Source organism: Aliiglaciecola aliphaticivorans, assembly GCF_054782055.1.
This window is the reverse complement of record NZ_BAAGTF010000029.1, coordinates 1-23134: the sequence shown is the minus strand read 5'-3', so window position 1 is coordinate 23134 and position 23134 is coordinate 1. Positions and strand designations below refer to the sequence as shown.

Genomic DNA, 23134 nt, shown 5'->3' with positions numbered 1-23134 from the left:
GCTTTCACTCATTGGGTGACCTCCAGAACACTTTGTTTGAATACATCGCCACGATGTTGATAGTTATCAAACATATCCAAACTTGCACAAGCAGGCGATAACAAAACAATATCACCACTTTCGACAATGCCATTTGCAAAGGTCACAGCCTCTAATAAATCAGCGACTTCAATACTTCCTGGTTTTAAAGACGCTAGTTCCCTGCCGTCTTTACCTAAGGTAATTAATAGATCGACATCAGCCAACAACATGGGTTGTAATTCAGTGAAATTAGCTTTTTTACCGTCGCCACCAGCAATTAATATAAGTTTGCTGTCTCCTCTATTTTTGAGGCTTTGCAGTGCAGCGATAGTAGCGCCAATATTGGTTGCCTTGGAATCATTGATCCAACGCACATTGCGGTTTTCACTGACTAATTCAAACCTATGCGGTAGGCCAGTAAACATACCTACAGCTTGTACAATCGCAGCTTGCTTTACTCCCAATGGCATAACACAAGCGATGGCCGCTTGAATATTCAAAATATTATGCAAACCTTGTAGCGCACATTGTTGAGCAGAAATAAAATCTTCACCATCTAGGATAATGTTTTCTGCTGGAGCATCCCAACTGATCCCCACTGGCGAATGACTCAAACCAAAGCTGTTTTTAGGTTGATAATTTTGTGGCCATGTTTTTACATCATCTCGATTAGCGATACAAAATTCAGCATTTTGATAGATGCGTTGTTTAGCATCCGCATAAGCGCTAAAAGTCAGATGACGGTCAATATGATCTTCGCTCACATTCAAAATGGTAGCGCAAACTGGGGTTAACGAATGCAGTAACTCAAGCTGGAAACTAGATAATTCAAGGACTAAATATTCGGCACCACAATCCAGTAAATCCAACACTGGGGTACCTATATTCCCGCCCATTTGCGCTTTCATACCAGCGCAATTTAGCATCTCAGTGACCAAACAAGTGACTGTGGATTTTCCGTTAGATCCGGTAATGGCAATGACTGGGATAGTGTTAAAGCGTGCAAATAACTCCACATCTCCAATCACCTCTACCCCCGCATCTTGGGCGTTTTGAAATTCCTTCGCGTTTGGATTTACCCCAGGGCTTAACACAACTAAATCAGCGTTTAATAACACCTCTTGATTGAAGTCACCACTGAGGGTCTGAATTCCACCAGGCAATTCAACTGGATTACGATCCATGCCAATTACCTTAGCCCCCTGAGCATTTAAAAACGCCACGCACGACTTGCCGGTCAGTCCTAAACCAACCACAACAACTTGCATGTGTTTTAAATCAGGGGTTTGCATAACCTTTGTTTATCTCAGCTTTAATGTGGCTAATCCAATTAGCACTAGAATGATTGAAATAATCCAAAACCTAACGATTACACGAGGTTCTGGCCAGCCCTTCAGTTCAAAATGATGGTGAATAGGTGCCATTCTAAATATGCGTTTGCCACGCAACTTATATGACCCCACTTGCAAAATCACTGACAAGGTCTCCACCACAAAGACCCCGCCCATAATAATCAACACGATTTCTTGACGGACAAGCACCGCCATAATCCCCAGAGTACCGCCTAACGCTAATGAGCCGACATCGCCCATAAACACTTGAGCCGGATAGGTGTTAAACCATAAAAAGCCTAATCCAGCACCAACAATAGCGGTGCACACAATCACTAACTCACTCGTTTCCGGAATATAAGGAATATTCAGGTACGCAGAAAAGTTAATGTTGCCAGTGGTGTAGGCAAAAATCGCCAATGCCCCTGCCACCAAAATTGTAGGCACAATGGCGAGTCCATCTAAACCGTCAGTTAAATTCACTGCGTTACTGGTCCCCACCACGGTGAAATACACAACCACCATGAAAAACATCCCAAGTTGTGGCATCACTTCTTTGAAAAAAGGCACCAAGAGTGCAGTTTCAGCAGGATCTTGGCTGCTTGCATACAAATAAATAGCAACAGCGATGGCAATAATGGACTGCCAAAAATACTTCCATTTAGCGATTAGCCCTTTAGGATCTTTACGCACTACTTTACGATAATCATCAACAAAGCCAATCAGTCCATATCCAACTACAATTGACAATACCACCCAAACATAGCGGTTACTCAGGTCTGCCCATAACAAAGCACTGGTCAGGATCGCAGCCAAAATGAGCAAGCCCCCCATAGTGGGAGTACCCGATTTGGACAAATGACTTTGCGGGCCATCATCACGGACAGTTTGACCGATTTGCATAGTTTGCAACCAACGGATCATGCTAGGACCAATTAAAACGGCCATAAGCAAAGCAGTTAGGGTGCTAAGGATTGCGCGCAGGGTCAGGTATGAAAATACATTGAACCCTGCATCATATTGCTGCAACCATTCAGCCAACCAAATTAGCATGCGATTCGCTCCCTAACTCGTTCAAACTTTCCCACAGGAGAATCCTCCAAAGCTTTCACGACGTTTTCCATACGAGCACTTCTAGAACCTTTAACTAAAATCGTAATGTCACGCTGCTCAGAGGCTAGATGGTCACTAATATATTCAATGAGCAACCCAATATCACTGAAGTGTTTACCACCAAAGATATCGCTGGCAGCCTGACTTAACACACCAAGAGTGGTTAAATTATCAATACCTTTTTGTTTCGCGTGTTCACCCACTAACTCGTGGTAATAGCGCGCTTTTTCACCTAACTCACCCATGTCACCCAACACCAAAATACGGTAACCACTGAAGCTACTGAGTAAATCGATTGCGGCATTAACAGAGGCGACATTAGCGTTATAGGTATCATCTAAAATTTTAACTTGATTGGTTAACTGTTTGACCTGCAGGCGGCCACTCACTTGCTGCATGTTTTGCAAACCAAATTTAATATCGTCTAAACTTGCTCCAACATTCATCGCCAACGCAGCGGCAGCTAGGGCATTACCCACATTATGAGTACCAGGCAATGACAAGGTAAGATGAATTTTGCCTTTTGGTGTACACATCATAAATTGCGCACATCCATCGATACCAAGGCTAATATCTTGAGCATAAAACTCAGTTTCTTTGCTTTCTGAGAACCCTTGAATATGGCATTCTTTCAATTTGCCAGACCAAAAATCACTAAACTGGCTATCTTTGTTGATAATAGCCGTACCTTCCTTACTTAAACTTCTAAAAATTTCACTTTTTGCCCGAGCAACACCCAATAAACTCCCAAACCCTTCTAGATGAGCTGCAGCAGCATTGACGATAGTGGCAACATCCGGTTTAACTAAATTGGTGGTATACGCAATCTCGCCCAAGTGATTCGCGCCCATTTCGATCACCGCGAAATCATGGTCTTGTTGCAATCTCAATAATGTTAGAGGCACGCCAATCTCATTGTTAAAATTTCCATCAGTGGCAAGTACATTACCGATTCGCGATAAAATACCAGCCACCATTTCTTTCACCGTTGTTTTGCCACTACTTCCGGTAATGCCCACGGTTTTTGGCGCAACTTTTTGTTTTACTGCCGCGCCCAACGCCCCTAATGCCAACTTTGTGTCTTCCACCAAAATGTAAGGTAAATGGGTTTCGATTTCTTGCGATACAATCAGTGCAGCAGCACCACTGTTGGCAGCTTGATCAACAAATTTATGGCCATCAAAATTAGGCCCTACCAAAGCAATAAAAACATCTCCGTGCCCCAAACTTCGTGTGTCTGTGCTAACACCTGTGACCTTGTCATTAGTGCCAAACAACTCGCCATTTGTTTGTTGTGCTATCCAGTCAAGAGATACTTCAATCATTGCATTTTCCCTACACTCAGCGTGTTTACATAATTTCTTTCATCGTACGGTAGAATTTGCTCACCGATAATTTGTTCTGTCTCATGTCCTTTACCTGCAACCACGATCAGATCTCCTTTCTGACTATGAGCAATTGCAAGTTGAATTGCTTTTTTGCGATTGGTTTCAACATAGACCTTTGATTGATCTTTTATGCCGGCGAGTATATCGGCAACAATAGAAGAAGAAGGTTCAGAGCGACTGTTGTCTGAAGTGAGAATGATTTGATCACTAAATCGTTCCGCTGCCTCGCCCATTAACGGACGCTTGCCTTTGTCTCTGTCGCCACCGCAACCAAAAACACATATAAGTTGTTTGTCACTATGCACTCTTGCTGATTTAAGCGCTTGCTCTAGGGCATCCGGTGTATGGGCAAAATCGACAATTAAATGACCCGCTGTAGGGTGTTCAAAGAGCTCCATCCGTCCGGCCACGGGTTTTAATTTCGCGCACAATTTGGCCAATTGCTGTAACGGCAGACCTAAGACTAAAAGACTCGCCATCGCGGCCAGTAGGTTAGCCACATTGAACTGACCTAACAAACCACAGTTAATCCGGGCATTTCCCCATGAAGAATGCAGTTCAAACGACAAACCACTATGGCTATAATCAATATGACTAGCTAGGCAATAGTGCCGCTGTTCTGGCAATTGTTCGACCTTTAACTGGGTCGAAAACAAAGTAATATGTTGCTGTCTCGACGCGGCAACCACCCAGTTTTGCGTCTCAGGATCATCTGCATTTAAAACCAAATGTTTGAGCCCTGGCTGGTTGAGTAATTGCCGTTTTGCCTTGGCATATTCATGCATATTGCCATGATAATCCAAATGATCGCGGGTCAGATTAGTAAAGACTCCGACATCCATTTTAAGCCCTTGAATACGATCCTGAACCAAGGCATGTGACGACACCTCTAAAGCCACTTGTTTCGCCCCAGATTGCACAAATTTGCCAAGTAACTTTTGCACCTGACAGGCGTCTGGCGTGGTATTTAGCGTTTTTTCTAATGCATTGTTATCAGCGCTGTACAGTCCTGCGCCTAAGGTCCCTATTGAAGCTGACTTGTCGCCACATAAATAACGCAGTTGACTGATTAACTGCACCACTGACGTTTTGCCATTTGTCCCCGTCACACCAACCACGTCTAAATGTTGAGCAGGTGTACCGTAAAATGCGGCGGCCAATTGAGATAGCTTTTGTCCCAACTGATAAAAAGAGATCAAAATACTCTGTTCACGCATTTCAATATCGCCGTGACGTTGCGGCTGTTCAACTTCTTGCAAGATCAATTTCGCACCTAGGCTAATTGCCTGAGGAATAAAGTCTCGTCCATCTAACTGATGACCTTTTATTGCCACAAAAACACTGTGAACTGCCACTTCACGGCTATCTAATACTAATTCACTGACTTGCACCTCAGGTGCATCAATTTTAAATTGCGCAAGTATAGATTTGATATCAGTGGTGTTGTGTAAATGCGGCATCATTGTTCTCCTCGTTTGGCGATTGAGGAAACATTTTTGGCATCTGGCGGAACATTCAATAATTGCAGCGTGTTGGCCATAATAGAGCTAAAAACCGGAGCAGCGGTGTCACCGCCGTAATACAAGTCGCCTTTAGGCTCATTAATTAGCACAACCACCGCCAGTTGGGGATCAGAAACAGGGGCCACACCGGCAAAAATATTCACATATTGCTCGCCGTAGCCGCCTTTAATCGCTTTACGACTGGTGCCTGTTTTACCCGCAACACGGTAGCCTGGCACTCGCGCTTTGCGGCCTGAACCACCGTCTTCAAGTACACTTTCCATCATATTCAACACACGATGAGCATTCTCTTCACTAATAGCCCTTTCTTGAATTTTTTGTTCATCTGACATGACAATACTGAGGGGTTGTTTAACACCGCCATTGCCTAAAATGGAATACATTCGTGCCAATTGCATAGTGGTAACAGATAATCCGTACCCGAATGACAAGGTAGACAATTCAAATTTCGACCATCTTCGCTGTTCGTTGAAAAGCCCGCCCTGCTCGCCAATCAAATTAGTGCCTGTTTCGCTCATCAATCCCATGTTGTAATAAGTGTCTAAAAGGAATTCTTTGGGTACTGAAAGCGCTAATTTTGAAGTACCGATATTGCTCGATTTTTTAATAATTTGCTGCAAAGTTAATTTGCCGTAATTACGGGAATCGCGGACGATACTTCCACCTAGACGTCGCCAACCTGGCGAGGTGTCGATAATGGTTTCAGTGTCAGCAGAACCAAACTCTAGAGCACTCACCACAGCCAGCGGCTTAACAGATGAACCAGGTTCAAACGTGTCGGTAATTGCTCGGTTGCGAATTTTCCGTGGTGATACACCTTTGCGGTTGTTTGGATTAAAAGAAGGGCTATTCACCATCGCCAATATTTCCCCGGTATTCACATCGGCCACCACGACTGAGCCAGATGTAGCACGGTAAAAATGCACGGCTGACTTTAATTCACGGTAAGCAAGCGCTTGAATTCGTTGGTCTATGGTGAGTTGAATATTTTGCGGCTCTTTTCCTTTTTCCTGTTCTAATATTTCAACTTGACGCCCTTTGGCATCACGACGAATCGTTCTAGAGTCTGGGGTTGCTGACAAATATTCGTCATATAATTTTTCTATTCCTTCGATTCCTTGGTCGTCAACATTGGTGAAACCAACGACATGGGCCGAGGCTTCGCCTGCCGGATAATAACGACGAGATTCGTTGACTAAGTATACCCCTGGAATTTTTAGCTTCTGTACAAAGGTAGCCATTGCCGGCGACACTTGTCGTTGCAAATAGACAAATTTGCTATTTTCATTGCTGGCTTTTTTAATCAGTTTATCAACGTCTTGGCCTAATACCTCAGCAAGAGCTTGCCATCTGCGAGTATCGGCTAGCGCACCTTTTTCCGGATCTGTCACGGTTGGAGGGTGCGCCCAGATAGCTTTTGCAGGCACACTTACTGCTAACTGCTCACCGTTTCTATCAGTAATTAACCCGCGATAAACTTCATTATTACGCACTCGGAGGGTTCGATTATCACCTTCTTCAATCAATTGATCAGGATTGATAACCTGAATATAGGCAGCTCTGGCAGTCAATACTGCAAACACGGCTAGTATGGCACCAACAACCACTATGAAACGCCACTGCACTAAACTTGGAGCAATGTTTTTCTTAGCTTGTTTAGTTCTAGCCTTGGTCATTTCAAACGCACCACAACTTCATCTTCTGGACTGGGTCTGTGCATATCAAGTTGCTTCTTCATCGCAACTTCAATGCGGTTATGATCGGTTAACGCCCCTTGCTCAAGGATTAAGTGACGCCACTCAATATCTAATTGATCTTGTTCTTGCATTAGCTGTTCTAGGGCCATCGACATCTGTCGATTGTGGTGCGCACTCATGATCACGGCGAACGCACTTATCAATACCATTAAAAACAACAAAACCCGTATCGGATGACGGGCTAGTTCAGTGAAGATTAAGTTGACCAAATTGAAGTTGGTCCTAGTATCTGTCACAGCTTCTGAGCCACCCTTAACACTGAACTTCGCGACCTCGCATTCACTTTAATTTCATACTCACTTGGCTTAGTCGCTTTACCAATTAACTTCATTGCCCGGGTCGCATCTATTTGCGCCTGGGTAATTGCCATTCGGGCTGGTACCTGCATTCCCCGACTTTGTTCGCGCATAAAGCGTTTTACCAATCGATCTTCTAATGAGTGAAAACTGATCACGGCCAGTCGTCCTCCTGAAGAAAGGCACGCTAATGCTCCTTTAAGTCCGTCGCGAACTTCATCTAATTCGCTATTAATATAAATACGAATTGCCTGAAAAGTCCGTGTAGCAGGATGTTTAAATTTATCTTTCACCGGTACTGCTTCATCCACTAACTTTGCCAATTGCAATGTTGTAGTTAGTGGAAACTCATCGCGACTATTCACAATGGCATGGGCGATACGTTTACCGAACTTTTCCTCACCAAATTCTTTTATTACCTGGGTAATATCATCTTCTTCTGCTTTTGCCAGCCACTGAGCCGCACTCATACCTTTACTGGTATCCATGCGCATATCCAATGGCCCTTCGCGCATAAAGCTAAATCCACGCTCGGCATCGTCTAATTGTGGAGACGACACGCCAAGATCCATCAAAATGCCATCCACTTGACCGAATACCTGATGTTTGTGAGCAACTTCTTCAATGTTTGAAAATGCCACATGCTCAATACAAAAGCGGTTGTCATCAGCAAAGCGTTTAGCCGCTTCAATCGCATATGGGTCGCGATCTAAAGCAATTAAGCGGCCTTTGTCAGACAACTTCTGCAATACTTTTTCCGTATGTCCGCCGCGCCCAAAAGTAGCATCCATATAGACGCCGTCGGGTTTAATCGCCAACCCTTCAATGGACTCATCTAAAAGCACTGAGCGATGCAACGTTTGTGACGATTCGTTTTCAGTGATCAAAGTGAGAAGTCCTGTAAGCGCTCAGTTAATTCAAATTCGCCGCCTTTCTCAGTTTCAATATCTTGATGAACCTGTTGCTGCCATGTTTCTGCATCCCAAATTTCGAAGCGATTAAGCTGTCCAACTAACATGATTTCTTTACTTAAGTTGGCATGTTGACGAAGTGGTGCTGACAATAAGAAGCGACCATTCTTGTCCATATCACCTTCCATGGCATAACCTAAAAGAAGTCGCTGTAAGCGGCGTTCTTGAGGTATCATGCTGGAAAGCTTACTAAGTTTGAGTTCAATCTCTTCCCATTCGGGAAGTGGGTAAAGTAGCAGACAGCTTTGCTGTGTATCGATTGTGCAAACCAGTTGTCCCTGACAATCATCTAGCAACAACTGTCGATACCGTGTAGGTATCGCCACCCTGCCTTTTACGTCTAGATTGATTGCGTTAGCGCCGCGGAACATATCCCCTAGCCTTTTTTATTAGTTTGCTTTTATTGTTTTGTTAGCACCAGTTTGCAACACATTGAGATCACTTTGATCCACTTTCTGCCACAATTACCCACAAATGAGAGTTTAGGTTTCCACTAACCCCATTGTCAAGGACAAAAAACAGGTTAACCAGATGCCGCGAATGTCAATTAAATTAAGGGCTAGACGAAAGCGGCTGATATATATAAAGAAAGCCTTTAAAGCTGTTTTTATGTACAGTGAAATTCTGGGATTTTGAAGGTTTAAAATAAGGTGAAAAAATTTTGTCTAACGTCCCTCTCTTATTCTTAAAAACGCAAAACAATCATATAGATGGTAATTTTTATAATAAGCTAGCCTTCAACTTATAATAAGATATCCTCAGTCACGGCAATAAATGCGGTTTTCGCGCCCCAACTGGTTTGTAAAAGGGAGGCGTTAGCATGCCATTACATTATCAACCTAAGCATTGGAGAGATTAACGATGATCGATAAAAGGCAATTTGGAAAAATGCCCGATGGCCAAACAGTGGATAGCTACATTTTAACAAACAACAATGGAATGGCCGTTGAAATATTGACACTAGGCGCCATTATTCGATCTTGGAAATTAGCTTGTGATCCCAGCGTAGATATAGTGCTAGGCTTTGATAGTGTTGCGGAGTATTTATCTGACCAAAGTTATTTGGGGAGAACTGTGGGACGCTACGCAAACCGAATCGAAAACGGAAAATTTACACTCGCTGAGAAAACCTATTCCGTTAGCACCAACTTACAGGGTAACTGTTTGCACGGTGGGGTGGAAGGCTTTCACAATCGAATTTGGGCCGTGACTAAAACACAGGACAATCCATCCCCAAGTGTTACTTTGAGTTTGACGAGCGAAGACGGCGATCAAGGGTTTCCGGGAACCTTAAAGGTTGATGTCACTTTCAGCCTTGATCAGGAAGATCGTTTAACCATTGAATACCATGGGCTTTGCAACCAAGACACGGTTTTCAATCCTACCCAACATAGTTACTTCAATTTAGCGGGTCACGATTCGGGCAGTATTTTTGACCAACAAATTACCCTGGCCGCAAACTATTACACACCTGCAGATGAAAATGCGATTCCCACGGGAGACATAAAATCAGTGGATAACACTGCCTTCGATTTACGTCAGCCGACCCCCTTTAAACAAGCTATCCAGCAACAAGATGAGGCCATAAAAGCCGCCAATGGACTCGACCATAATTGGTGTGTGGATGGATTTACACCAGCTCAAGAAAAGCTGAATTGGGTTGCAGATGTGACTGAACCAAAATCTGGGCGCGTGTTGGTCACTGAAACGACCATGCCAGGTGCGCAAATATACACGGGTAATTTTATTGGCGAGAATACCCTTGGTAAAAACAACACTAGGTACGCCGCCTATCACGGTTTCTGTATTGAGTCCCAGTTCTACCCGAACAGCCCAAACCAAGCCGAGTTTCCCAGTGCAACTCTGCGCGCCAACTCACCTTTTGTGTCGCGGACGAGCTATCAAATTAAACAAAAAAGCCAACAGTAATCACACTGCTGGCTTATGTCTATTTAACGAAGTAGCGTTAGAAAGTATTAAGCGCTTGGCGCTTCTTCTTTTTTAGTATCGTCAACGACGCTTATTTGAATAGCGCGAATAGGCTTTTCAGTGTTGACTGATAGTTGTGCTAAACGGTTTAATTGAGTAAGTGACAACATTGCCGTATAGATAGCGCCAAGATAGCCGCTATTTTTTAGCTCAATAATAATTTCGTCTGATAACTCATTGACGCGTTTTTCATTGATAGTAAAAAGGCCCGTAACAGCACGTTTTTCACCGCTACCGTACTGAACATTTAATTGCACTGCATCGAGTAATTCTAATTCAACGATTCGTTTGATAAAACGCTGGGTTGCCAATTCACTGTTAGTAATTTCGCCCAGTAGGTCTTGACGATTTTTTAGGTAATCCGTTGGCTCGCCTTCGGCAGTAAATAAACTTTCACCTTCTGTTTCGCCAACCAAGACGCTAGTTTCATCAATGTAAACGCCTAGCTTGTCACCGTCAGGGCGCACATCAAAAGGGTAACGTTGAATGTTCAAAGGCATAACATGGCCTAACCATTTGTCATCTTTGAAATATAAATTAGTACCTTGCTCCAAACCAAGCATGGCAATTGAATGGAAATTGCCTGAAGCTTGATCTTTAATAAAGACAATAGGCATACAACTGGCAATTTGCGCGTACTCACGCAATGTAGCAGAGGCTAAATGCGTTTCTTTAGCAAATTCAAAGTTATGCTGGGTCTTTACTTTTAACGCACTATGTTTATTTTTATCCAGTGGAATATAATTCGTTTTCATTACTTCTTGTTCTCTTTTAAATGATGCTCCGCGGGGAAAACACGACGGAGATTAAAATCACTTTCAAACACTTTACTAGCTCTTTGCACTGCCTGAGCACGGTAAAATATAAGTCAGTTTGTGCCAGAAAGTGTGCAAGTATGTTTTATTTGGCGTGGGAAGTCACCACCCTAGCCCTTTAAATTAGAAATACTTTATTAAAAAGTGTACTTCGGTCTGAAATTATTAGGAATTAACCACTGTGGCTATATATTCTGCGAGTTTGGCCTCGGCCTCTTCGCCAAATAGAATGTGACAGGCTTCCTTTAACCCCGGTGCCTGTAAGATATCTTGTTGGGGAACCACTAAGGCAATTTTTGAGCGCCGCCGTAAAAAGTCATCTAAGGTTGTTATCATTTCACGATTGGCTGCATGTTCCACTTCAACTCTAAGGTATTCGCTGTTTTCGATGAGTAATTTTCCCATATCTGGGTTTTCGCGAATGCTTTCCAGCATATTGATAGCATTTCGCCAATATCTACGCCAAAATCGTTGGGTTAGGGGTTCCGACGAACTGCTAGGGGTAAGATCATCCAATCCCATCAATTTGGCACGATGGAAAAACTCTTTTTTTACCGCCTCGCCGGGTTCGCCGTACCATTTGTAATTTTTGTAAGCCAAGGGAATATGAAAGGACGCTATTAACTCACAAATTTCCTCGCCAACGTTGATACAGTCGGTTAATTTACCCCCAAATATTGATAAATAATGGTTGTCTTTGTCGACGTCAATGGCATGTTTTCGTGACAACTTCACCCAGTCAGCCTCACCTCCTTTGCCTTTCATGGCTAAAGGTCTCACCCCGCAACGCTCTGCTATAATGTCTTTTTTAGTCAAAGGCTGAGCTAAGGACAAGAGTTTATTAACGTTCGACAAGATAAAATCTCTATCTTCATCGGTTACCTGAGACTGAGGTCCATCAACTTGAGTGTCGGTTGTGCCAATGCAGGTTTTAGGGCCCATAGGTATGATAAAAAATAAACGGCCATCATCAGCAAAAAAAGTCAGCACTTTTTCACTGTCTGTGAGTTTGTTTACAATTAAGTGCACACCTTTAGAAAACAGATGATGGTGCTCGGTGGTTTGATTATTAATTTGATTTACCTGATCGACAAAAGGGCCCGTTGCATTAATGATAGCTTTCGAGGAAATTTCTATTTTTTCGCCACTGATTTGATCGGTAACTTCACTAAACCATATATCATCGACTTTGCGCGAGTGCTCTAACCCCACATAGTTAGCGGCTATGCATCCATAACTCATACTAGAGCGAACGAAGTTGAATACAAATCTGGCGTCGTTATCATGCAAGTAAGCATCTGAATATTCAAAACCACCTGAAATATGCTCAGTGTTAACAATAGTCTCCATTTGTTTCATTTTTTCGGGAGATAAGTAGCGAGGCATTTTTGTAAAAAAACGCCCCATTAGCCAATATAAAAGTGTTCCCATGTAAATAAATACGGGATTAAAACGAAAACCACGCTGAATGCTCGTGAAAAACCGTATTTCCTGAACGGTGGAGGGATAATGTCGCATTAGATGATTGCGACTTCTACATAGCTTATTGACTAAAGCAAACTCAAAAGTCTCTAGATATTTGATCCCTCCCCAAGCTAAATTGGATGAATTTGAGCTCGTAAAATCGGCAAAATCCCCCTTATCAATTAGCGCTACCTTAGCCCCTTTAGCCGATAACGCAGCGGCTGAAACTGCACCATTGATCCCACCACCAACAATGAGCACATCAAAGGTCTGTTGAGAAAGCTTGGCAATATTACTTTTACGTAAATTCATGGTTTTGTGTTATTCCAAACGTCATCCAGTATTTGAATTTCTTGATTTAAAAAATCCATTAATTGATATCTCAGTAAATGATAAGCTAGTCAGTGTAACAAGGTTAGAATTCGAAACACGAACAAACAAGTATAAAAATAATGGGCTATTCCTCGACCTTGTATTCAATTACAAAATACCGGATAGTTTACAGCAGCTTTGGTTACTTCATGTAACGCTTGGGTTTGTTGGATTTTAACATTTCACTATTTCATCTTAGTGATCATACTATTTCTGAAATTTTAAGGGCTGCTTTGGCTAAGGGCGAAGGTCATAACTCGTGTGGATTTGCAACACGGTTCCCCCTTACATGCGGTTTAACGTTAAAACAAACAAAGCAATCCATGACATGGGCTTTTCAATTCAGGTCACATTGGGTCATTCATTTATACATAAAATAATAAGGAAAACAGTATGAAAAAGAGTTTATGGATTTGTACAGCATTAGCTTTGAGTGGCTGTGTTACAGCGTCTGATGGTGAATTCCATGCATCAGAAAAAGCCACAGAGTTAACCCAAAAGTACATCTTAGTTGATGGTCATATTGATGTGCCATATCGTCTTCAACAAAAATGGGAAGATGTAACCCTGGCCACTGACAGTGGCGATTTTGACTACCCAAGAGCAAAAGCGGGCGGACTTAATGCACCTTTCATGTCAATCTACATTCCAGCGTCTTTAGATGACTCACCGAAATCCACAGCGTTAGCTCACAAATTAATTGATTACGTTGAAGCGATTGTAGGCAGAGCTCCAGATAAGTTTGCCATTGCTAAATCACCTGATGATGTTAAAAAGCAATTTGCTGAAGGATTAATTTCTTTACCTATGGGGATGGAGAATGGTTCTCCGTTACAAGGTGATATGGCAAACCTGAAAACATTCTATGACCGAGGTATACGTTATATTACCTTGGCCCATTCATTAGCCAATCACATATCTGATTCATCATACGATCTGCGCAAAAAATGGAAAGGGTTAAGCCCATTTGGCAAAGAATTGGTGGGCGAAATGAACAATATCGGCATAATGATAGATATTTCCCATGTCTCCGATGATGCGTTTTACCAAGTTATCGAGCTCAGTAAAGCACCAGTTATTGCATCTCACTCGTCATTGCGCCGATTCACCCCAGGATTTGAGCGTAATATGACCGATGAAATGCTGGTGGCGCTAGCTGAAAACGGCGGCGTTGTGATGATTAACTTTGGCTCGACTTTTGTTGATCAAGTCTCTAGAGGCTGGCGCATCACATTGAGTGAGAAACGCAAAGTTATTGAACAAGAGTTTGGCGCTGATAGCGAGCAATTAGCAAATTTTGACGAAGAGTACATTAAAAATAATCCGTTTCCTTTTGCCAATGTGGATACCGTTGTTGATCATGTAGACCACGTAGTTAAATTGGTCGGTATTGATCATGTTGGGATTGGTTCAGATTATGATGGTGTGGGTGATTCTTTGCCGATTGGCTTGAAAGACGTATCTGCTTATCCTAACTTAGTGCAGGGCCTATTGGACAAAGGTTATAATGAAGAGGATATTGCGAAAATTCTAGGAACAAACTTATTGCGTGTGTGGAGTGAAGTAGAAGACTACGCCGCCAAACACTAAAAGATCGGTTAAAAATGAAATGCTGTAGAGTTGGTGAGATCAGAATCGTGTTGTGTTTGCACGTACACATTCTGCACTAACTCTGCATCACAACTGGCTCTGTGCCGAGTACAATCCATACTCCTAGCTAAGTTTTCTTGGGTATCATGCCAAAGTTCCATCTGTTTCTCAGATAGAATATTTTCCAAAGGACTCAATCTAAACTTCATGGTTTGGTTACCAGCACTGAACAGTTTTATCAGCCACGGATAATCCACAACCCAACCATCTGAGTACACAGTTTGACCATTTAACAGGTTATTTAAATCGAAACATACCTGTTTAGCAGACACACCTTTTTCCAGCAAGATTTCACGGGATATGCCATGCAAATCTTGAGCTTCCTGAGTCCAATGCCGCCAATCAGCTTCAGGTTGAATTAAGCGACAATATCGCTGCGACAAATAGGTCACAACGCCTACCTCGATGGGATAACTGTGACTCCCAAATCCACTGGCCTCAATATCGAGTATTGTCGGGATGATGGTCTTATTAATGTTAAACCTCACTTGAATTGAATTCAGTATAAAAATCGGTTTAGTTTTGGTTAATTTACCCTAATTTAGAACTGATTAACAATTGAACTAAAGTCTAACCGTCAATATCGTTTTAAACAGGACGCTTTGTAAAAGCTAAGACTAGCAAAAAAGCCATCCATTATGAAAAATAATAGATGGCTCACCACTAACCTTATATCGAATTAACCAACAAAAGGTCTTATCTCTGATCTACTCTAAAAAATGCGCTTTCAACACTTCAATATCTGCAGGGCTTACTTCTAATTCCTGCTCTATATAGGCTGTAACCGAACCCGATTGAGCAATCATTTCATCAAACGCTGCTTGTATATAGCTTTTTCTGGCCCCCATTAAAGCCGCTAAAGCAGGTTTTGGTAGCTTAGCCAACTTTGCCATCATGGGATCTGCTGGTTCGTTTGCATGCCCTGCAGGTGGCAATAGGTCCTCAGGTTTTAACACTTGCTCGGTAAATTCGTAATCTTGAATAATGACATCTCGCTCAACATCTAGTGCGGTTAAAATAAGCGCAGCGCTGATACCGGTGCGATCCTTACCTGCAGTGCAGTGGAAAACCAAAGGTTCATCAGATTCAACCAATCTGTCGAACATCGCTTTATAATGCTCTTTTTGCTGGCTTAGGATACCCGGGTACATGCTGGCCATAACGCCTTCCATCATTTCTGATGTTATGGGCTGTCCATTCATCACACTTTTAAACGATTCCATATCAAAGTCCATGGCATAATCCCAAGTGTAATGCTCTACTTCACCGCCTTGCCATTCAGTTTTTTCTGACGCGCGCTCTTCTGGGGTGCGAAAATCTACCACGGTGGCAATGCCTAAATCTCTTATTGTTGCATAGTCATCAGAGGTCAAGTTATGCATTGCACCTGAACGATATAACTTTCCCCATTTAACCTGCTTACCGTCTTTGGTTTTAAAACCGCCCAAATCGCGGAAGTTGCGTCCGCCAGCGAAAGGTAAAACCCGGGTTCGCAACTCAACTGCCTCGCCATTGCTTTGCTCTATAATAAATTGGTAACGCTGGGTTGCAGGGGCTTGCCAACGCACTTCATTGCCACTGTTGTTGCTATCTATGAGAATAACCTTTTTTTCGTTGCCCACAGGGAAAGCTTTTACGGTAACCGGTGATTCAGCCTGCCAATTTAGGTGATAAGCTTGATTTTGAGGATCATAGTTGACGTTAGCTTCGAGAGCATAGGCGTGAGAAACGGTTGCCAGGCCAAGCATGCTTGAGAATAAAATTCGGGTGTTGTTAAACTTATTTTTTTTCATAATTTGCTCCAATTTGGTCGACAAAAAAGGGCGATTAAACGCCCATTGATGTTGTTCTAGTAGTTAAAACGCACGCCAACAAGGTAGCGTTTACCATAGCGCTCTACTTGATTAGGCGTAGTTAAATCACCTACGTAGCGCACATCCAACTCGTCTGTAAGGTTATTGGCGTTGGCATAAATTGACAGCTCACCGCCCATAACATCCCAAGGCAGAGCGTAACTTAGAGATATATCCACACGGGTTTGCGCAGCCCAATATTCCCCCATGGAATCATTTTCAGTGGTGGATAACCAACTATCGCGATACTGATAGTTCAAACGCGCAGAGAAAGCATCATTTTCATAAAACACTGATGCGTTATAAATTGCCTCTGAAGTGCCAGGTAAGCTGAAAGTCGTGCCGCTTTGCGTGGTGAACTCACTGTCTAAGAAGGTGGCATTTGCGCTCATACCAAAACCTTCTAGCAGGTCTATATGCATGTCAGATGCTTGAACAATTGCATTGATTTCTAGGCCACTAAGTTTTCCATCTTGACCATTGATAAAGCCGGTGTACTGCCAAGTCTCACCGGCATTGGCGTCAGCATAAACACCGCCATCTATGGCACTACTGTCAGCATATATCACGTTATCGATTTGACGAGTGAACAGCCCTATGGAGAGTAAACTGGCATCAGCTGCATACCATTCCAATGCGATATCCCCTCCCCAAGCCTCTTCGGCTTTCAACGAAGGGTTACCGCCGCTAACTTGCACTGGACTTGAGGTATAATCAATCGATGCCGACGCTCTCCATTCGCCATAAGTTGGACGGCTAATAGCGCTATTTAACGACAGCCTCAATTTTAAATCGTCAGCTAAATTGATGTTAACCAATGCGCTTGGCAGAACATGAATATCATCATCGGAATAACTGCCGTTAGGGCCTGAACTTGTGTAATCAGTTTGCTCAACTCGCATGCCAACAACCCAGTTACCCCAGCTTTTTTCAGTGGTAAGCATGGCGTAAACAGCATTAATTTGTTCTTCAATTGAAATAACCTGATCATCAGATGCCGCTGGCGTTAAGGCGCCTGCTGCTGCCTCCCAGGCTTGTAATAAACCCGGATTGTCGTAATAGCTGGCATTCAAACTATTGGTAAAATCAGTGTCCCACAACTCGCCAGTATCGAAACTAACAATATCAACCTCATCGACCGGGAAGCTGGTTATCCCGTTGCTCATGCCATTGCCCTGTGCTTCACGTTTATTCAAGCTCAAACCGGTATTTAGAACAGAAGCCTGGCCTAGCAGGTTGAGTGAACGTTCTGCGTCGATGCTGATTAGATCCGAGTCGATATCCAAGTTACCAGCCACTATTAAGCCTAAATTTGCGGCATAACTAATGTCTTGAACACTAATAGGATCTGTTGTGCCTGCAGAAAATAAAGAAACCTTTGGATCATTGATATCCGTTAGGTCATAGCTTGCTGCTACTGCACCGCCAACGCTATATGGAATGGGTAAAAAAGTCTCATTGCTGGTTTCAGTGCGATTGTATTTTGCTTCGATAAACCAGTCGCTTAACTGTTTGTCGAATCCTAACGTACTAGTCCAAGTTGAATTCTCATACACACCCTCTTCCAGTAAACGGCTAGCCAACACGACGGGCATATAGCCGGTATCTCCGGTTGGTGTGGGCGCGTCGATTGCCCCAGCGCCACCAGCAAAATCAAATACATACTGATTACGTTGCTCATGATCGCTAAACTTTGTGTACAGTGTACTTAGATAAACCCGATCCATTCCGCCATTTGGTCGATATTCAATTCTGCCACCTAATGACTCATCTTCTCGTTTGACTTTGTAACTGCGAAAATCAATTTCGTTCAACTGGCGCAGTCCATCAACGTACTCTAAGTCATATTCTCGGTTATCCGTGGTTTGTTCACGACTATTCTTTGAGCCAAATAGGGAGAATCCCCATTCATCTTCGGAGTATGAGGTACGCAAAGAAAATTTCTCTATGTCACCATCACCTAATTGTTGTGTTCCTGCCCCTACATCTGCGGCAACAGACCAGCCTTGCACGTCAAATGGATTAAATGTGCCAATGTTGATAAAACCGGCTATTGCCTCACCAGGCATCTTGGCAGTAATCGCTTTGTTCGCTTCTATACGACTCGTAATCACAGAAGGAAAACTGTCGAAACGGGGAATACGCCCATTTTCTGCACCAGGAATAACGATGCCATCAATAGCGATAGTGGTATAACGAAATGGTGCACCACGGAAATTAATATAGCGCGCTTGACCTTGGTCGCGCTCAATGGCTAAGCCAGGAACCCGCCCTAAAGAATCTGCCAAATTTTGATCAGGAAATCGACCTATAGTATCTGCGGCAACGACATCCACAAAGTTGGTGGCACTGCGCTTAGCATCTATTGCCGCCTTTTGACTATCGCGAATTGGTGAAGCGATGGCAACCACTTCTTCAATGCTATCATCGTCGCTATTTGATTGTGCAAGGGCGCTGAAGGATGAGCTTGTTAAGGCTACAAAAACTGCAGCAGAAACAGGGTTTAAGTATCGCATTTATGATGCTCCGGTTATTTTTACATTAATATGATGGTGTAAACTTGCGGTGCATGCTGGGGGGTTTAGATTGCCAAAATATGACAAAGAGGTTTTTTTAATTTTAGAGACATCTCTAAAATTAAAGTGCTTATATTTCAATAATTTACAAGAATAAAAAATAAACTAATGTATGACTATTTTTGATTTATCAAAGTGTGTTCGATACCAATAGCGTTGTGATTTAGCATCTCTGCGCGATTCAAATAAGTAATTTTCAGCTAAATCTTCACCTAAACAATGAAGTAACTCTTCTTTTATTTTGTTTCTATTTTGATCGAGTTTTTTAGAGGTTAAGCCTTGGACTTCCAAATCATTTATGGCTTTGCCATGCCCACCGTATTGCTGCATAAGTTGAATAAGCTCTAATGCCGCCACTTTGTCTGGCCGATTGGTGGCAGGGTTCTTTTGCCAGCCATCTCCTTGCAGACGTTTTTGTGCATACCACAAGAAATAAAAATAAGGCGTTTTGGGAAGTGTTAATGGGAAACCGTGGATTAAAACCAAGTGCTCAGAGGTATTGAACTCAACCACATCCTCGTGAATAGCGATAGTTAATGCCTGATCTTTTTGCTGATAATCTTGACAGATTTTGCAAAACCACCTGACTTGATTATCACTTATATCATCGGGCACGTTTTGCATACACCATTTAACGATAATTTCCATATCATCATCAGTTTGCCCCTGTAAAAATTGAAATATTTGCAGTTGCTCAGTGGAAAATTGAGATAGGCAAAAGCTAAAGTATCCTGCCTTTTTCCTGCTCAGTCCTGATGCTAATAAAGTTTTATACCAATGCTGCTGGTGAGTGGATATGGGGCGAGGTAAATAATGAAAAGTTAATAGCATCAAGGCTGCAAGCAATGCATTTAATCCAAGTAACTGAGGCCATTTAACTTCACAGTCTAAGCTAATGCTAGCAACTAAATCATAAGGTGCAATGAGAATATCTGCATGCATCCACGACTTTTCTAGTTCAGAGGTTTGCGTTTGACTATGCACTTCAACCTCACCCCCCCGGCAACGTTTCTGAACTGAAATAATTGAAGAAGGGGAAATATCAACCAGATCGAGTAATAATCGTTCTTCAAGTTGCTGTTTGAAGTCGTAGAACATGTTGTCAGAATAGGTTTTAGTTTGTTTAATTTCTAAAAACGCAGTGTTCAAGTGGCGGTCAAATGACTGTATGGTGGTGTAATTCACCCAAAATACGTTTATAAGAGTGAAACTTATCCATAACAGTAAAAATGCGCCAACGGAAATCACCCACTTTTTCATCCGTCGCAATCCTTCAGATTATGACTCTGCATACTGTGACTCTTCACTTTGACTTGTGTTAATTGATTTTGAGTCAACTGATCAATGAAATGGATATAAGGTTGAATCCCTTTAAATATTTCACACTGAATAGGTTTAGAAATCTGTCTATTAACAAACACATCGCCAATATTGGCATCAGCGGTTATTAAAGACTTGTAGATAGGACCGTCCACCTCTTGCTCAAACCAAGCGCCACTACTAATTAAATCAATTTCGCCAGTTTTAAACCCTTCGTATAATTTATAGGCATTGTCGTAATAACGAAGATCAACTTGTTCAAGGTGCACATTGGCTTGACCTAAAGCTGTCAATGGCAGTAAATAATGGGTATGGCTAACTTTATCGTTTATCACGCCAATACGTTTACCTAAGAGTTGCTGATGAAGCGTATTCTTGAAGGGTTCGTGGCTAAACCAATAAACTTTGTACTGGGTGAAATTAACCCTAGGCTCTAAGAGTTTATATGATGCATCAAACGTTGGTACCAGCCCAGTAAAGGTGTGTTTTCTACCAATTAACAGCGAGAACTCAGTATCAGTAATATCCGCTGCGGTAATGGCATCTCTTGCTTTCCAAGATACAATTACCTTTCCATATTGTTGTTAAATCAACTTGGATTGGCACAATTTTTCAGCAATAGTTTTGATAAATATTGGGGCACCTAAATGCAGTTTAATACGCTTTTCAAGGGGCGCACCAGTTTCGCAAGCATAGGTAGAATAATTGGAAAGCTTGACATAGGGCGTAGCCTGGCGAGTGAGTATCGCCCCTAAACAAACTATGCACACCATTGAAACTAGCAATGCCAGCGAGTATTGCTTTGTTGACATCGCAGTAAAACACACCAAATAATTTTCTTAATTGCGATGATAATATGACTTTAATATTGCACTTATATGACTTTTAACTTTTTACTGTCATAAACGCCCATTTTGCAGGGCGAGGGTAAAACTCAGAAGTGAAAAGTGGCTATATTCCTTATGCTACTTTTACAGAAGCTTTAAACAATTTCCAAAATTCATATATGAGTTAAGGGGACGGGTCTTGTTACTTTGGCTTTTTTTTAATCTTCGAATTCAGAGTATTTTTTCGTTAATACATCAGTTTGTCCATGGGAGGTAAAATAGCCACCTTTAGAACTGATTACCAACTCATTGCTATTGTTAACCACTTCCCTTGCCTCTTTTAAATAGTCAACAAGGGTTTCCTCTGGCATATTTTCCTCCTGATAAACCGCCGCTTGCTCCTTTGCTTTACCCCACTCAACAAATTGAGATAACGTTGAGGTTTGCTTTACTAAACTGTTTAGACGACTGTCACGATCTAGGTACTTTTGCAGAGACTCAGCAGATTGCTCATCCCCTGTTACTGTTAGCTTTTCATTTTCGATACTAATTTGCAGATTATCAACAGAGTCAAATTGTGCAAATAACTGTTCGATTTCTTGGTTTAATCGATTCTGATTGAATTGATAGTAGTTTTCGACCGTATTCAAATCTAAATCAATTTCGCCTTTTTCAAGTAACCGCAAGGTCTCTTCAAATTCCTGATTAGCTAATCCACTGTCTAACACTGCTAAGCCACTTTTAATGTCTTGCTTGGCAGTGTTAGCGATATTCTCCAGATCTTGATTACCTTGGGTTTGATTATCCAAATAATCAAACAAAGAAAGAGGTTGTGTATTGATTTGCATGTTAAAAGTCATTTTAAAACAGGTTACATAGCCAAGAGCTAGCAGAAATAATGCCAACAGAGGTATTTTTCAGTCTTCGGTGAGAGTTATTTCACATGGCGTGTAAAGTCTACGCGGGAATTATTGACTTTAAATTAACCCTTTAAAATCAACACGTTAATATATTAATTTAAAATAAACTTTAGATTGGCCAGAAAGCGAATCTTTCCAGGCTTGCGCTACCTTGCATCTTTGCACAAAATGCCAAAACAAAATGGCAAAGTAGAAAGGCTAGCGGCAGAAAATGACGGCAAACCATTGCCTAACAGTTAATAACCTGGCCCTGTTTGTGCAGCAAGTATAATAAAGAAAACAATATTAAGGAGTAGTCCAATATAGCCTAGAAATAATCCCCACCTAGCCATTTTACTGCCAATTAATTTGCCATGACTATGACGTATTCGAGACTGTGCCACGTGACCAAAAATGATAGCCAACAGAGAACTAATAAAAATAAGGGACAATATTCCAAAAATTAAAGATGCCACAGCGCTTTTAGAGCGTTTAACTGCATTGATGGTTTCAGATGCCAATACTATAGCGTTAGGTGCTTTATAAAGTGCTTTAATGTCTTTGGCTTTACCTAAGTGTGCAGCGAATTCAACATGTTGCCCCGGACGCGCAGAATGATTGTATTTCCACTCTCCCATATTAAACGTGAAGCGTTTATTGTCGGCGCATATGACCCCTTCTTTCGAGTTGGGCTCAAAATCCAGAATTGTTCCTTTCATTGACATTCCTAATATAAAGCGAGTTTAAGATACCGAGGTCGAAATTTATCCGACTAAATGAATTTACCCCATTATTTCAACTAACTCTATAATTTTTATAGGTTTAAAGTAGTAAGTTTATCAATTGTCACCGGCAATGTAAAACTGACCCACTAACGGTAATTTAAAATTGACCCACCTGAGGCACAATTGCCACTGATTCTGAAAATGAAGAGGCGGCGTGGATGCAATGTTAGATCAGGAGTCATTA

The 23134-nt window shown here is 42.1% G+C and carries 19 protein-coding genes; 2 read left to right on the top strand and 17 right to left on the bottom strand.

The annotated features are described in order from the left end of the window. Window positions 1-8 precede the first annotated feature (8 nt). Genes murD through mraZ form a run of 8 tightly spaced genes read right to left on the bottom strand, consistent with a single transcriptional unit; the run spans window position 9 to window position 8771 of the window. The gene (gene murD, locus ACYVIL_RS15040; RefSeq protein WP_460313205.1) at window positions 9-1313 is read right to left on the bottom strand and encodes a UDP-N-acetylmuramoyl-L-alanine--D-glutamate ligase; all 1305 of its coding nucleotides are present in this window, start codon (window positions 1311-1313) and stop codon (window positions 9-11) included. 9 nt (window positions 1314-1322) lie between these two features. Next, entirely contained in the window at window positions 1323-2405 is a 1083-nt protein-coding gene (gene mraY / locus ACYVIL_RS15035) for a phospho-N-acetylmuramoyl-pentapeptide-transferase (protein ID WP_303472623.1), read from the bottom strand. After that, on the bottom strand, window positions 2399-3790 hold the full coding sequence (locus ACYVIL_RS15030) for a UDP-N-acetylmuramoyl-tripeptide--D-alanyl-D-alanine ligase (RefSeq protein WP_303472625.1): 1392 nt from the start codon (window positions 3788-3790) through the stop codon (window positions 2399-2401). The genes mraY and ACYVIL_RS15030 overlap by 7 nt, the downstream gene beginning before the upstream one ends. Then, window positions 3787-5316, bottom strand: coding sequence for a UDP-N-acetylmuramoyl-L-alanyl-D-glutamate--2,6-diaminopimelate ligase (gene murE / locus ACYVIL_RS15025; protein WP_303472626.1), 1530 nt, complete (start codon window positions 5314-5316; stop codon window positions 3787-3789). The genes ACYVIL_RS15030 and murE overlap by 4 nt, the downstream gene beginning before the upstream one ends. Further along, the gene (locus tag ACYVIL_RS15020; RefSeq protein ID WP_460313202.1) at window positions 5313-7052 is read right to left on the bottom strand and encodes a penicillin-binding transpeptidase domain-containing protein; all 1740 of its coding nucleotides are present in this window, start codon (window positions 7050-7052) and stop codon (window positions 5313-5315) included. Before ACYVIL_RS15020 ends, murE begins: the two co-directional genes overlap by 4 nt. Beyond that, the gene (gene ftsL / locus ACYVIL_RS15015; protein WP_460313200.1) at window positions 7049-7369 is read right to left on the bottom strand and encodes a cell division protein FtsL; all 321 of its coding nucleotides are present in this window, start codon (window positions 7367-7369) and stop codon (window positions 7049-7051) included. The genes ACYVIL_RS15020 and ftsL overlap by 4 nt, the downstream gene beginning before the upstream one ends. After that, window positions 7366-8316: a 16S rRNA (cytosine(1402)-N(4))-methyltransferase RsmH gene (rsmH, locus tag ACYVIL_RS15010; RefSeq protein WP_303472631.1), complete on the bottom strand. Its 951-nt coding sequence runs from the start codon at window positions 8314-8316 to the stop codon at window positions 7366-7368. The genes ftsL and rsmH overlap by 4 nt, the downstream gene beginning before the upstream one ends. Continuing rightward, entirely contained in the window at window positions 8313-8771 is a 459-nt protein-coding gene (mraZ, locus tag ACYVIL_RS15005; RefSeq protein ID WP_303472634.1) for a division/cell wall cluster transcriptional repressor MraZ, read from the bottom strand. The genes rsmH and mraZ overlap by 4 nt, the downstream gene beginning before the upstream one ends. 490 nt (window positions 8772-9261) lie before the next feature. Between mraZ and ACYVIL_RS15000 the strand changes: the two genes are divergently transcribed. Continuing rightward, window positions 9262-10329, top strand: coding sequence for an aldose epimerase family protein (locus tag ACYVIL_RS15000; protein WP_460313197.1), 1068 nt, complete (start codon window positions 9262-9264; stop codon window positions 10327-10329). A 47-nt stretch (window positions 10330-10376) separates the two neighbouring features. On the opposite strand, the gene ACYVIL_RS14995 is transcribed toward ACYVIL_RS15000, so the two are convergent. Both ACYVIL_RS14995 and ACYVIL_RS14990 read right to left on the bottom strand, forming a co-directional pair. Continuing rightward, on the bottom strand, window positions 10377-11144 hold the full coding sequence (locus ACYVIL_RS14995; protein ID WP_460313195.1) for a SapC family protein: 768 nt from the start codon (window positions 11142-11144) through the stop codon (window positions 10377-10379). A gap of 225 nt (window positions 11145-11369) precedes the next feature. Continuing rightward, window positions 11370-12980, bottom strand: coding sequence for a glycerol-3-phosphate dehydrogenase/oxidase (locus ACYVIL_RS14990; RefSeq protein ID WP_460313193.1), 1611 nt, complete (start codon window positions 12978-12980; stop codon window positions 11370-11372). Window positions 12981-13433: 453 nt separating this feature from the next. Here ACYVIL_RS14990 and ACYVIL_RS14985 point away from each other — a divergent pair, with 453 nt between their 5' ends. After that, the gene (locus ACYVIL_RS14985) at window positions 13434-14630 is read left to right on the top strand and encodes a dipeptidase (RefSeq protein ID WP_460313191.1); all 1197 of its coding nucleotides are present in this window, start codon (window positions 13434-13436) and stop codon (window positions 14628-14630) included. Between the two features lie 8 nt (window positions 14631-14638). Here the strand turns inward: ACYVIL_RS14985 and ACYVIL_RS14980 are convergent, their stop codons facing one another. The 7 genes from ACYVIL_RS14980 to ACYVIL_RS14950 form a co-directional block, all read right to left on the bottom strand. Continuing rightward, window positions 14639-15178 (bottom strand): hypothetical protein, encoded by a 540-nt coding sequence (locus tag ACYVIL_RS14980; protein WP_303472642.1) that lies wholly within the window; start codon window positions 15176-15178, stop codon window positions 14639-14641. Window positions 15179-15397: 219 nt separating this feature from the next. Beyond that, window positions 15398-16483 (bottom strand): tyrosine-protein phosphatase, encoded by a 1086-nt coding sequence (locus ACYVIL_RS14975; protein WP_460313189.1) that lies wholly within the window; start codon window positions 16481-16483, stop codon window positions 15398-15400. A gap of 56 nt (window positions 16484-16539) precedes the next feature. Further along, window positions 16540-19059, bottom strand: coding sequence for a TonB-dependent receptor (locus ACYVIL_RS14970; RefSeq protein ID WP_460313187.1), 2520 nt, complete (start codon window positions 19057-19059; stop codon window positions 16540-16542). Between the two features lie 165 nt (window positions 19060-19224). Further along, entirely contained in the window at window positions 19225-20379 is a 1155-nt protein-coding gene (locus ACYVIL_RS14965) for a hypothetical protein (RefSeq protein ID WP_460313185.1), read from the bottom strand. Continuing rightward, on the bottom strand, window positions 20376-20774 hold the full coding sequence (locus tag ACYVIL_RS14960; protein WP_460313183.1) for a hypothetical protein: 399 nt from the start codon (window positions 20772-20774) through the stop codon (window positions 20376-20378). The genes ACYVIL_RS14965 and ACYVIL_RS14960 overlap by 4 nt, the downstream gene beginning before the upstream one ends. Window positions 20775-21484: 710 nt before the next feature. Then, window positions 21485-22114: a hypothetical protein gene (locus ACYVIL_RS14955; protein WP_460313181.1), complete on the bottom strand. Its 630-nt coding sequence runs from the start codon at window positions 22112-22114 to the stop codon at window positions 21485-21487. A gap of 308 nt (window positions 22115-22422) precedes the next feature. Further along, window positions 22423-22884 carry a DUF4190 domain-containing protein gene (locus ACYVIL_RS14950; protein ID WP_303472654.1) on the bottom strand — a complete coding sequence of 154 codons (462 nt, stop codon included), beginning with the start codon at window positions 22882-22884 and terminating at the stop codon, window positions 22423-22425. Between the last annotated feature and the right edge of the window lie 250 nt (window positions 22885-23134).

Excerpts from the sequence above, each read along its gene's own strand:
- ACYVIL_RS14990 (WP_460313193.1), bottom strand. The coding sequence starts at position 12,980 with ATGAATTTACGTAAAAGTAATATTGCCAAGCTTTCTCAACAGACCTTT.
- ACYVIL_RS14950 (WP_303472654.1), bottom strand. The coding sequence starts at position 22,884 with ATGAAAGGAACAATTCTGGATTTTGAGCCCAACTCGAAAGAAGGGGTC.
- murD (WP_460313205.1), bottom strand. The coding sequence starts at position 1,313 with ATGCAAACCCCTGATTTAAAACACATGCAAGTTGTTGTGGTTGGTTTA.
- ACYVIL_RS15030 (WP_303472625.1), bottom strand. The coding sequence starts at position 3,790 with ATGATTGAAGTATCTCTTGACTGGATAGCACAACAAACAAATGGCGAG.
- mraY (WP_303472623.1), bottom strand. The coding sequence starts at position 2,405 with ATGCTAATTTGGTTGGCTGAATGGTTGCAGCAATATGATGCAGGGTTC.
- mraZ (WP_303472634.1), bottom strand. The coding sequence starts at position 8,771 with ATGTTCCGCGGCGCTAACGCAATCAATCTAGACGTAAAAGGCAGGGTG.
- ACYVIL_RS14955 (WP_460313181.1), bottom strand. The coding sequence starts at position 22,114 with ATGCAAATCAATACACAACCTCTTTCTTTGTTTGATTATTTGGATAAT.
- ACYVIL_RS14985 (WP_460313191.1), top strand. The coding sequence starts at position 13,434 with ATGAAAAAGAGTTTATGGATTTGTACAGCATTAGCTTTGAGTGGCTGT.
- ACYVIL_RS14975 (WP_460313189.1), bottom strand. The coding sequence starts at position 16,483 with ATGAAAAAAAATAAGTTTAACAACACCCGAATTTTATTCTCAAGCATG.
- ACYVIL_RS14995 (WP_460313195.1), bottom strand. The coding sequence starts at position 11,144 with ATGAAAACGAATTATATTCCACTGGATAAAAATAAACATAGTGCGTTA.
- murE (WP_303472626.1), bottom strand. The coding sequence starts at position 5,316 with ATGATGCCGCATTTACACAACACCACTGATATCAAATCTATACTTGCG.
- ACYVIL_RS15000 (WP_460313197.1), top strand. The coding sequence starts at position 9,262 with ATGATCGATAAAAGGCAATTTGGAAAAATGCCCGATGGCCAAACAGTG.
- ACYVIL_RS15020 (WP_460313202.1), bottom strand. The coding sequence starts at position 7,052 with ATGACCAAGGCTAGAACTAAACAAGCTAAGAAAAACATTGCTCCAAGT.
- ACYVIL_RS14970 (WP_460313187.1), bottom strand. The coding sequence starts at position 19,059 with ATGCGATACTTAAACCCTGTTTCTGCTGCAGTTTTTGTAGCCTTAACA.
- ACYVIL_RS14965 (WP_460313185.1), bottom strand. The coding sequence starts at position 20,379 with ATGAAAAAGTGGGTGATTTCCGTTGGCGCATTTTTACTGTTATGGATA.